The organism is Corynebacterium sp. HMSC074C11, from assembly GCF_001809455.1.
Classification (GTDB): Bacteria; Actinomycetota; Actinomycetes; order Mycobacteriales; family Mycobacteriaceae; genus Corynebacterium; species Corynebacterium amycolatum.
In genome coordinates this window covers 473,485-485,749 of the sequence record NZ_KV797740.1, presented here as the reverse complement: position 1 = coordinate 485,749, position 12,265 = coordinate 473,485, and the positions used below count along the sequence as shown (strand labels likewise).

Annotated in this window: 4 protein-coding genes; 2 read left to right on the top strand and 2 right to left on the bottom strand. The window is 59.5% G+C overall.

Annotation, left to right across the window (positions count from 1 at the left end):
• Positions 1–71: 71 nt before the first annotated feature.
• Together HMPREF2614_RS10475 and HMPREF2614_RS10470 are read left to right on the top strand one after the other, a co-directional pair.
• Positions 72–731 carry a TetR/AcrR family transcriptional regulator gene (locus HMPREF2614_RS10475; RefSeq protein ID WP_038628044.1) on the top strand — a complete coding sequence of 220 codons (660 nt, stop codon included), beginning with the start codon at positions 72–74 and terminating at the stop codon, positions 729–731.
• Between the two features lie 159 nt (positions 732–890).
• Positions 891–2,639, top strand: coding sequence for a neocarzinostatin apoprotein domain-containing protein (locus tag HMPREF2614_RS10470; protein ID WP_038628042.1), 1,749 nt, complete (start codon positions 891–893; stop codon positions 2,637–2,639).
• A 12-nt stretch (positions 2,640–2,651) separates the two neighbouring features.
• Here HMPREF2614_RS10470 and HMPREF2614_RS10465 read toward each other — a convergent pair whose 3' ends face one another.
• A complete protein-coding gene (locus HMPREF2614_RS10465; RefSeq protein WP_038628039.1) occupies positions 2,652–3,056 on the bottom strand; it encodes a holo-ACP synthase AcpS in 405 nt (134 codons plus the stop codon).
• The gene (locus HMPREF2614_RS10460; protein WP_246815702.1) at positions 3,053–12,199 is read right to left on the bottom strand and encodes a type I polyketide synthase; all 9,147 of its coding nucleotides are present in this window, start codon (positions 12,197–12,199) and stop codon (positions 3,053–3,055) included. Before HMPREF2614_RS10460 ends, HMPREF2614_RS10465 begins: the two co-directional genes overlap by 4 nt.
• Between the last annotated feature and the right edge of the window lie 66 nt (positions 12,200–12,265).

The following is a 12,265-nucleotide window of genomic DNA, read 5'->3' as shown; positions in this document are numbered from 1 at the left end:
TCGCAAGACCTGCTCTGGCCCCGGCCCCAAACTCTCATCTCATATCATCCCGATTAGACGGTTTCGTAGTAGTGACTCAATCCCAGGACGCACCGAATATTCTTCGTCCCCGTCGCACTCCGGCTCAACAACGCAGCCGAGAGCGGTACGCACGCATGCTCAGCTCGGCACGCACAGTGCTCATCGAGCACGGGTTTGAGTCTTTCACTTTCGACGAAGTCGCTCGCCTTGCCGATATCCCCATTGGCACGCTCTACCAATTTTTCGCAAACAAGTATGTGATGATCTGCGAGCTCGACCGTCAGGACACCGAGGCCGTCATTGAGGAAGTCTCACGCTTCGGTGAAACAGTCCCCACCCTGAAATGGCCGGAGTTTCTCTCGGAGTTCATCGACCACCTGGCAAAACTGTGGCGCGAGGACGTTTCTAGAAGAGCCGTATGGCTGGCCGTTCAATCGACGCCCGCTACACGCGCGACCGCAGAAGATACGAAGGCACGCCTGGTCACCGAGATTTCAAAGGTGCTGCGCCCGCTGGTGCCGTCGTCAAGCGATGCGGAACTGAATTTCATCTCCGACCTCATGATTAACGCGACGTACGCCCTGCTGAATTATGCGGTTGACCATCCGGGAAGTGATGCTGAACGGGAAGCTCATTACGAGCTGACGGTGCAGGAAATCAAACGCATGACTATCTCTTATCTCATGAGCGTCGCAGAAGCAGCAGACTAGAAAGCTCCCCTCCTCACCTCGGCAGGGGCATTTATTGCCCTTACCAATACGCGGAGGGTAGGCTTGCCTTAGTTTACGCTTTACTCTGGTCAGCGCGGTGGGGTTGCTTGTTTTTCGCCGTGCCTGCGCCGGAACTCCCAAACAGAATCAGAGGTTTACATGTCCACGACGCAGGGCGCTTTCCGACGGAGCCTGCTTCCCCGCTCTATTGTTCTAGCTTCGGCAATCGTAGTGAGTACGGGATTTCTACCCGCAGTCCCCGCATCGGCACAGTCGCTGCCATCGATTGGACAGCTCGGCGGTTCGCTCCCCGGCATCGGTGACCTTCTCGGCGGTAGCATCGATCAGTCTGAGCGCCAGCTCTCCGTGACCCCTGCCACTGATCTTTCCGACGGCGCCACCGTGACCATCAAGGGAGTCGGCTACCCCGCTAACGCAAATATTTACCTGGCCCAGACAATCGAGAAGCCAAAGTCGGGCTACCCCTCGACCTATGGCGAAGCGGCCAAGGTCACGGTCGGCGCTGACGGAAGTTTTACGCAGGAGATGAAAGTCGCGACCAGCTTTGGCGATGTCGACTGCACCTCCACCCAGTGCTACGTAGCCTCCTTTACTGCGTTCCCTAATCTTTCTGACCGCAGCAATGACCAGTGGGTCCCCATCACTTTCAAGGCGGGTGCTACTTCCCAGGCTGCTCAATCGCAGGGTTCCACCGGCGCGGCACCGAGTGGTGGCCAGAGCACTGGTTCGGGCGCACAGTCACCGTCGCAGTCACGAGGTAGCGCATTGGTGAGCCTGTCCAAGACCTCAGACTTGAACCCGAGCGGCGACACCATTCGAGTTGAAGGCAAGGGATTCAAGACCTCTGGACCGGGCATCTACGTCGGTATCGCGCAAAATGACCAGATGGATGTGACCAACGCCGATTCCTTCGGCCCGGATACCAAGTTTGTGTCTACCTCTCGCGGCAACCTGAAGTCCGACGGCAGCTTCAGCGTGGATCTTCCGGTCAGCGCGAAGTTTGGCACGGCAGACTGCATGCAGAACGCTTGCTCGGTCTACACCATTGCTGCTCACGGTTCTTCCGACCGCAGCCAGGACACAGCGACAGCAGTATCGTTTGCCGGCGGAGCTGCTAAGCAGGACGCTACCCTGCCGTCCGGCGGTGGCTCCTCACAGTCCGCCGGCAGCGCAAGCTCCAGCGCCAGTGGCAGCACAGGGTCTAGTGGGTCGAGTAGCACCACCGGTTCCAGCGGCTCTAGCAGCTCCAGCAGCTCCAACGACAGCAGCTCCTCGACCGGAACCCCGGCGGTAAGCCTGTCCACCACGGAACTGAACCCATCGGGCAGCACCGCAATTACCGTCTCCGGCACCGGATTCAAAACCAGCGGCAACGGCATCTACGTCGCAGTGGCTGAGAAGAACAAGTTCTCCACCACCAACGCTGATGCTTTCTCCGCCGCTGAGTTTGTCCGCACCTCCCAGATGTCCTCCGACGGAAGCTTCTCTACCACGCTCAATGTCGAGGCCGTCACCTCGGCCGCCAACTGCGTCGAAAATGACTGCGCACTCTACACCTTTGCTGCACATGGTTCTTCCGACCGCAGCCAGGACACGGCCACGGATCTCAGCGTCGGTGGCTCCGCCAAGGAACGCGAAGAAGCTGTGAAGGCCGGTGCCTCCAAGACCGGAGAGTCCAAGGCCAGCGGCGCATCCAAGGCATCTGGCAAGGCTTCCGCAAAGTCCAACGCTTCCGGTAATGGGCTCGACGAAGTTGTGCAGACTCAGCAGGCCGCGACCAATTCCCCGCTCCAAACCGCCGCAGTCGCCGGAACCGGCGCAATCCTGGGCGCGCTAATCTTCGGTGCTGGCATCCTGGTCGGTCGCCGTCAAAAGTCCGTCGATTAGCACCGCGCCGGACTAGTCCAAGCGTACGACGGCGATTGCGTAGTCGCCGTCGTGCGAGATGCTTAACGACGGCCCCAGCTGCCACTCCTGATCGTGGAAATGGCGGCTTACAGCTCCGTGGAGACTGATGCTCACGCGACCGTAGGCATCCGGCTGCACCTCTATTTCCCGCCAGTCCAGCCGATCTCGCGCAATCGGCGGCTGGCTGCCGAAGATAGTCTGCGACCAGGCCTTGATGAAGGCTTCCTTCGCAGCCCAGCGGCCCGCTAAGTGACGCGCCAGCGCGCCGCCGACTGCTCCGCGGCGCTTTGCTATCAGTAGCTCAGCCGGTGTGAAAACCGCCTGCGCGAACTGACTTCCTGGCATATTCAGCTGCTCTTCGAAGCTCGGAATATAGACGAGGTCTACGCCAATCATGGCTGGAGGACACCATCGATCAGACGGGCGCCATCGGAAAGCAGAACGGCCTTTTCCAATGCAGCGGGTGAACCGAACCGACCACCGTCCGCCAGGTTTCGCTCGCGTGGACGCTCGTAGAGAGTTTCCCCACCGTAAATAGCCTCATCAATGCGACGCAGACCAGCCGCTTCGCGGTTGTGCGCCGCGCTACGCCAGCGTTCCGCAGCCTCAGCGCCATCGTGCTGCACTATCGCTTGATAGAAAGCTTCCGGATGGACGACTGCCACCAGTGCCGAGACATGTCCGAACCCGAGCGAGGTAACAAAGCCAGCCTTCAGCGGCAACGTATTGCCGAAATTGACTGCCTTCGTTGGCCATACCAAACGAGAATGCTCAGCCAATGCGGGATCGACGCAGTCCAGCGATCGATTACCTGGCACAATGCCGCTACGCAATACTTGAGTCAGACCAATGATCTGGAACGCTGCAGCCCCACCCTTGGCGTGTCCGGTCAGGGATTTCTGAGAGACCACCAGCAGCGGGTTCGAGCGCTCGCGACCGAGTTCATCTGCAATGCGTTCATGCAGTTCAGACTCATTGGGGTCATTGGCATTGGTCGAGGTATCGTGCTTGGACAACACCACGACCTGATCCCCAGTGACATCGAGTGATGCAAGTGCGCGAGCCAACCGAGACTTCTCGCCGCCCTGAGCTGCCGCTAGTGCACCCAAACCCGGCGCCGGGATGGATGTGTGCGCGCCGTCGGCGAAGGACTGGGCGTATGCGACGACACCGAGCACGGGGAGTCCCATGTCACGAGCGATGTCTCCGCGAGCCAACAGCACCGTTCCGCCACCTTGCGATTCCACGAAGCCTCCGCGTCGACGATCGTTAGGCCTGGAGAAGTACGCATGGTCGATACCCTTATCTTCCATGGTGGCGGAGTCAGCTGTGGCGGCCATGTCGCCGAAACCTGTGATCCCCTCTGCGGATAGGTCATCGAAGCCACCCGCGACAACGAAATCTGCCTTACCCAGGGCTATCTTGTCGACGCCCTCCTCCACCGACACCGCTGCCGTCGCACAGGCTGCGACAGGGTGAATCATCTGCCCGTAGCCACCGACATAAGACTGCATAACGTGGGCGGCAATAACATTTGGCAATGCCTCCTGCAGGACGTCATTGGCTCGCGGTTGCCCCAGCAGGCCGTCGATGTAGAGACTGCGCAGCGACTCCATCGCACCAATACCTGTGCCCTGCGTCGACGACACTCGCGCCGGGTTGACCGCTTCCAGCAGTTGCGCTGGGCTGAAGCCCGATGACAGGAACGCATCAACAGTACAAACGATGTTCCACAAGCTCACGCGGTCCAGATTGTCCATCATGTCCGCCGGAATACCGTAGCGTGCCGGGTCAAAGCCCTGCGGAATTTGACCGCCAACATAGCGGCTCATCGCCATTCGGCGCGGAACCTGAACCGGCGTGCCAGCGGCTCGTGTCACAAGCCACTGCCCTGTCTCGGCATCGAAGCTCGCAGTGGTGTTGTCCGGGTTGGAACTGACAAAAGTCTCCGCTGCCGCGCGATCGCGCACCGCAAAGCTCAACGCTCGATCCAGGTAGACCGTGGTCAGCTCAGTCATCGTATTATCAACCAAATCGCCATCATCGGCGTAACGACGCACACCAACTCGCGCCAACACTTCATCGCGGTAGCGCGAAGCAATGTCGCTTTCTGCCAACGGTTGCCCATCGGCATCGCGCCAGCCGCCCTCATAGGAAATCAGCCCCATTGACCAGGCCAATTCCACAATTCCCGCTGCAGAAATATCATCGACTTCGGCCTCAAAGCGCGTCCGGGAAGAACCGTACGGTCCAAGCTCGCCGGCGCCCACGATGACCACCATGTCCTCCGGAGCCGCTGCGATGTCACCAAAGGTTGGTGTTGTCTGCGAAATCGGTCGACGCGGGCTTGGCAGGCTGCTTAAGACACGGCTTGACGACGGCTCCTGCGAGCGCGCCCCGCTAGCGACCTCGGAGTTTTGAGCTGATAGGCCAGCCGCCTGTGCAGCCTCCTGCGCCAATTGCGCAATGTTGAGGTCAACGTCACCCAATCCACCGGTGAGATCGGCCTGAATCGGGCGGGTTTGAGCATTCTTCCGAGTCTCCGAGCTCGCGAGCTCAATCAGTTCAGCTGCCATTTCTTCGGTGGAGAAGGTGCGGACTCCCTTTGCTTCCACTGCAGCAACCAACGGATCGTTTCCACCCATCAGGTTGGTTCCTCGGACCCAACCAATCTGTGCATGAGCCAGAGTGGTGCGCCTACGCCAAGCGTCCTCCACATTCCAGCGCGCCACCACTGCGTCGAGAGCGGCCTTGGCTTCACCATAGGCACCATCGCCGCCGAAGCGACCACGGTTCGGTGAACCCGGCAGCACCACGTGCAAACGATGCTGCAGATTATTGTCCCCGCCAAGTGCTGACATCCCTGCGATGAGTCGTTCCACCGACCACAGAAGCAGACGCATTTGGGTCTCGGACGCGGGACCGGCGTCGGCAAGCGAGCCCGAAACCGTAGGCGCCGCGAACGGGAAGAGTAGCGTCGGTGACAGTGCGGGCTTGGTCACGACCACTTCCGCACCAATCGTCGTAGTCTGCTCGGTTCCAATCCAGTCGATAAGGGAATCCAGGTCCTGGAAACTGGACAAGTTCGCCGGTACCACCCACAGCTTCGCCTCGCCCTGCGCATTCACGCGATAGAGCTGCTTGTAGAAGCTCAGGCGTTCGCGTCCAAGGCGTGAAGTGGTAACAACAACGGTTGCCCCCTGAGACAGCAGCTGTGCAGTTACGGCAGAACCAATCGAATTTGGCGATGCGCCGGTAACAACTGCAATGTCGGAGCTCATCGGCAGTTCGTCCACATTCGTGATGACCTCATCCGCCAACTGGCGGTAGATACTCGCCAACTGTGTCCGTCCTGCCTCGTCTGCCTTGGCAGCCCACCACTGTGCCTGCTCAACTGCGGTTTCATGGATACTGCCCGGCGCGGTGCCAGCCACATCCTCATCAGCGGCTGCCCATAGGCGCGCGAGGTCATCGCGGGAGGTGGCCCAGCGGTCGTCGAGAAGCACTGCCTTGGTGGGCGTAAACGTCGGGGTGACCAGCTTCGGCCAGTCCGCGCCGAGTTCAGCGGTGACAAGATTTACCAGGTTGCTGTCGGCGTCTTCGGCATCGAAGTCAATGGCATCGGTAATCTCGTGGCCGAGTTGCTCCAGAATCGTGCGTGCCGCGGTAGCAAGAATGCCTCGCTGACCTGTCAGTTTATCTGCAAACTCAGTGAGTGCAGCCGAGTCGACCACCCCAGCGCCACTGTCACTTGCCGACGGCTTAGCGACAGCTACACCGCGCTGCGTGGCGACCGCAAGGATCGCTTCATCGATCAGCTGGTTGAGTTCAGCAGTACTGGTTGGGGCGGCCGGTGCCAGATGCGCAAGATCGCCGCCGCGCAGGGATGCGCCCTCACGAGTACCAAGCATAATCTCAGCACTGACTGCGCTTGCCCACCCCTTGCCAAGCTGCCATTCACCCAGCACATAATCATCAATGTAATTCGCGCCTGCACCAGCGGGACCGGTAATCCGGCGAATACCGTCGGCAATGGCTTCGGAGAGAATCGGACCGAATGCCGAATACCCACTGGCCAAGCTATCAATCTTGTCCTTTAGATCCGCCAGTTCCGCATCTGCTGCCCCCTCGATTGAACCGAGCTCGAATTCCACTCCGAGATCGAGCAACAGTTGATTGCGTCGAGATGAGACTCCATCGACCAGAGTCTCGATGGAGTCAGCGGCACCGAGCTGGTCGGGGCGCACCTTCGTCCATTGGCAAATAAGAACTTCCAGCGCTTGTGCCGGGCTGACGGAAATATCAGCAACTTCGGCAGCCGGAGTGGCAGAACTCGTGATCGTGGTGGCCTGTTCGGTCGCCGCGGATTGGTCGGTGGATACTGCCGGCTCCGCTGCTCCCGCTGCGGCCGCTACTCCCGCTGCTCCTGATTCTCCAGATAGAGCCTGCGCCGCGTCCTGCTCTGTTGTCACCTCCGACTCGAGCTCAGTCTTTTCCGGCTGAATTTGGTCGCGCATAAACACTGCATCAGCATCACGTTCGAGATTGAGCACTCGAATGTCACGGCTCCGGTGACGGGGCAGCTGGCAGGTACGGGCAGCCAGGTTTGCCAGTGTGGGCGCTGTACCTACCCCGACTTCAATAATGCGGCTGACACCGAGAGCCTCAAGCAGCAGATCCTGCGTTTCAATCCACCTCACCGGTGAGCAGAATTGCCAGGCCAGCAGCTCGACCAGCAACATGCGGGCCAGGCGCGCCGGGTTTTCAGCGGCAGTGCCGAAATCGGCAAGGATGTGTTCCAGAATGTCTGAGTCGACGACTGCAGCCATCTGGCGGACGAACTTCTCAGTCAGCTCAAAAGAGGTCGCGGTGAGATTCGGGATATAGCGTCCCACCAGGCGTTCTGGAGCGATCTCCGCCGGCAGCAGCCGCTCCAGGTGTTTACGGAAGGAATCCACACCGTCGCGCAGGACACTGGAGTGGAATGGCACATCAATACCTGGGATACGCACGAATCCCTTGCCGTCCGAGCTACGGCGCTCGCACTGTTCAGCCAATGCCGCCAGCCCCGCGACGGTGCCGGCGACGGCGTACTGCTTGCCTGCCAGGTTGAGATTTACGACTTCGAGGAACTCACCGGTTTCCTGCGACAACCGATTAACAAACTCAGTGACCTCGTCCTCGCCCACGCCAATCTTGTCCGGACGCAAGGCGCACAAACCATAGTTGGACCTCCCCTGCTCATCACGTTCGACCAGTTCATGCATGGTCAAACCGCGGCGGTAGACAACCTCCAACACGGCGTCTGCGTCAAGCGCACCAGCGAAAGCCGCCAGCGCGTTGTACTCACCGACAGAGTGTCCCGCAAAGTGAGCTGTTTCATCTAGCAGCCCTGCTTCACGGAGCTCCGCAACCTGTGCCAGCCCCAACGTCGCCATCGCAACCTGGGTGAACTGAGTCAGATTCAGAACACCTTCTGGGTGGAAATAGCGCACACCATCCACGACCACCTCTACCGGGTTGTCCCGGACAATAGCCAGTACGGAAAAGCCAAGCTTCTCTCGGGTCATCGCATCAGCCTGGTCCCACACGCGGCGGGCCGCTACGCTGCGAGTCCGAGCAGACAGCCCCATCCCCTGTGATTGAATCCCCTGACCAGGGAAGACATATGCGGTCGTCGGTGCGGCGATTACAGCAGTGGCGGTCAATACCAGCTCGCCATCTACTGTGGCCGTGACTTCGCGGACTTCACCGGCGCCTGGGCGGTCATCAAAACCACGGCGTTCGACAGAGAATTTCACTTGCTGTCCAGGTAGAACCGGGCTCAGCATAGTCGCAGTGAACTCAATCACCCGATTGCCCATGCCGGCATCCGACGTGACAACAGCCGCATGCTCGGCCATCGCCGACAGCCACATTCCATGGACAATAACCCCTGGTAGACCAGCGAGCACTGCTGCACGGGAATCGACGTGGATAGGATTGCGATCGCCCGTGACATAGCTAAATGGCTCCATCGCCTTAGGCGCTTCCACGGTCAACGCACCGCGGAAACTTCGTGGCGTATCCGTGACCGTTGGAAATGGCACAGTGTTGGTCCGCGCTGTCTCGCCGCCGTTTCGGCCACGAATGGCAAAGCGTTCACTCAAGGTAGCGAGCAGCGTACCGCCATCACGAACCTCCGCGCGCACCACAACGAGCCGCCCTAAGTCCGTATCAACGACCTCGTCGACACGCGCACTAATCCGCAACGTTGTGGTTTCCTGCGGCAGAGCCCCAATCATACGAATGTGATGCTCAAGGTGAACAAGCGCGAGCATGCCCTCAACAACATCAATGCCGGTCTCAGTACGCGCCTGCGCGACTGCCGCAAAAATCGCTGGCCAAGCATGCCCAACCAACGCGTCCGGCACCGTCGCCTGTGACTCATCGCCGGCAGCTGCAATAGTGACCGCATCGTAGTCAGCCATCGCCATCGGATCCCACACGGATTCCCACTCCGCGACCCCATCGACGATGTTTGCAAGCTCACCGCCAGCTGCGATTCGCGTCAGTTCCCGCATCGCGGCTGTCGCATCCTCATGCTTAACGACGGGCACTGCGCCCACCGCTGCACTCTGGCACAGGCGAATTCGCAGTTTCGTATTCTCACCCGCAGCATCGGGCAGCGGCACCGTCAGCTGTGCCCAGATGAGGTCCTCCCCGCCCTCATCATTGCTCCCATCAGCTCCAATGGTCTCCACAATGGCACCAGTACCTGGGTGTTCCAGGCGTTGCGAACGAGAGACATCACTTGCTTCAGATACACATACCCACTCATGTTCCGCGCCGAGTGCCAGCGCCGGGTTCGGCTGCTGTCGGCCAGCCCACCAAATCACAGGTGCTGCGAGCATCCGGCTGAGGGCGTCAACAGGTACCTCCGGCAGGTAGCCGGTATCCATCAATGCCTGTGCGGTAGCTTTTTCAAACCGGCCCAGAATCTCTGCTACTGGCTCATTCGCGCGGGTAATGCCCGAAACAGCTTGCGGCCCTGGGATGATGCAGACTTGATCCGCATCGTAGCGAGAGTCATGCGCCTGCCATAGGGAGTCCGATCGCCACCAGCGACGAACCTCAGCATCGATAACCGGAACGAACGGCACAGGCTTGCCCGGGGTGCGGCAGAGCTCAGAGATAAAGAAGGTGACATCTGCTGGATGGAGCTGGGTATCCAGGTCTAGCAGGCCGGACAGTCGCGAGATTTCGCTGCGCGGCTGGGTGCGCAAGCTGTCGCCGTCGGCAAGCGCGGCAAACGTGCCCGCGTCGACTGCACTTAGTCGTGCCTCTACGCGGTCGACGAGTGCGACGAAGCGCGTCGACCACGTTGGATCGAGGAACGTCCCCTCGGGCGCGCACAATTCGAGATAGCGGTTCAGCACCTCGGCATACGTCATGGTGCTGACATCTCCGAAGTACGGCTTCGCGGTGGAGTTAATTGCCTCGATGATCTCCGCGCGTCGTTCGGTGACCTTAGTGAGGTCACCTGCGACTTCGTCAAGCAATCTGCCTGCGCGTGCTGCGGCGTTTTCAATTTCGTGGATATCAGCACCCAACTGGCTACGCCCCGACGCCATGCCATCCATGGCGCTACCGGCGGGAATCCAGTTGTCAGTGCCGACGGTGTCGACCAGCATTTGTTTCACGGACTCAGAGGCGGTCGACTCCTTTGCCGCCATCGCAGCTGTGCCGATGATGACAGCATCTACCGGCATCGGCGCCAACCCGTAACGTGTCGACCACGTGCCCATCAGATAATCACGGGACTGTTCTGGCTTGCCGATGCCACCGCCAACAGCAAGCACTACATCTCGCCTGCGGATCTTTGCGTAGGTGTTAATTAGCAGGTCATCGAGGTCTTCCCAGGAGTGATGGCCACCAGCACGCCCACCTTCAACTTGCATGATGATTGGATACGGCGTGCCATGCTGCGCCAAGGTATCCGCGATTTCGAGCACCGACTCGATTTGTGCGATTGTGCCCGGCTTGAAGGAAATATACGGAATTCCGCCCTCGCGCAGCTGCTTTACTAGCTCTACTGCCTCGTCCACCTCGGGGATGCCCGCAGAGATGGTGACACCATCAATCGGTCGACCGGCTGCCACCGCACGCGGGAGCAAACGCCGGCTTCCAATGTGCAAACCCCACAGGTACGGATCCAAAAACATGGTGTTGAACTGTGCGCTGCGGCCCTCCTCGAGCAGTTCGGAGAGTCGCGCCACATTAGCCTCGAAGATTTCCGGCGTGACCTGGCCGCCACCGGCCAGCTCTGCCCAGAACCCGGCATTCGCTGCAGCCGCCACAATTTCAGGGTCAACAGTTGTCGGGGTCATACCGCCGAGCAGAATTGGCGAGCGCCCGGTCAACTTGGTGAACTTCGTCTCGACACGGGGCTTAACCCCAGTGACCAGCCGCGGTGCAAACTCCAGCCACGATGTCGGATACTCAATGTCGCTCTCAGACAGGATGCTCCTCCCCGCAGCTGTTGCCGCAGCAATCACCGCCACGCCGTACCCTTCAGCGTTACGTTCTGTCAGCTTGACGACGCCCGTGTGTGGCCCCAGATCCAAAATGGTGGTTGCCCCTTGGTCGATGAGCCCCCGCACCTCAGCGCTCCAATCGCTGGAGTCAACCAAGATTGCACGCGCAAGCCAGTCAGCTGTTTCTGCATCCAGCCCAATGCGCTCAGCTCGCTCCACTACCCATGCCGCAGCAGGCGCCAGTGCTGGGTGATGGAATGCGCCGCTAACTGGCAAAACTGTACATTCGACAGCCCGCCCCTTCTGCTGCTGCGCTGTGAGCTGCTCTGCCAGCTGTTCTAGTTCATCTTGCTTGCCGATAACTACGCTGGTGGTCTGCGTATTCTTCAGACCGATGACACAGTCCTGGGAGAGGAAAGGTTCCAACTCCTCGACCGTTAGGCCAGAGATACTCATCATCGGCGCGCGCCCAAATCCGGCTACTCGGCTTCCGCGCGCACACGCCACACCGATGAGGCGAGCTAGTGCAAGCAGTTCTGCTGCCTTCTCTGGATGAGCGACAATCTCAGCGGTAAGAACACCTTGCGAATGACCGGTTACCGCTATCGCGTCATCGATATTAATTCCCTGCTTTGCCAGCAACTCAACAATGCCCAACTGTGCTAATACGATGCCCGGCACGCTGACTGCAGGGTTGGTTGTATCTCCGGTAAATGGGTCGTCTGTCACGAGTGAGATTGCCCAACCAAAGGGGTCGAAACCTGCGGGAAGCTGGCCGATGAGATCGTCGTCAAGCGGTGCGAGCAGTTCCTCAGCGCGAGTGAAAACTTCCCGTAGTTTCTTTGAGTTGCCACTGGCCATGACGCTGGAGAGAGTGTCCAGCCATGGTTGCGATTGACCGGCGAAAGTGACTGCAAAAGTACCCAGATCTGGAGCATTTACGACATTGGTCTGCAAAGTGGCGAGTTTTTCGTATTTCACGTGGCTGAGGTCCTTGTCTTGTGGGGTACGAAATGAAAACATCTTTTGTTTCCAAATCCTTGCCAGGACACTATGCCATAAATCATGAGGAATCCATCATGTTTTTCT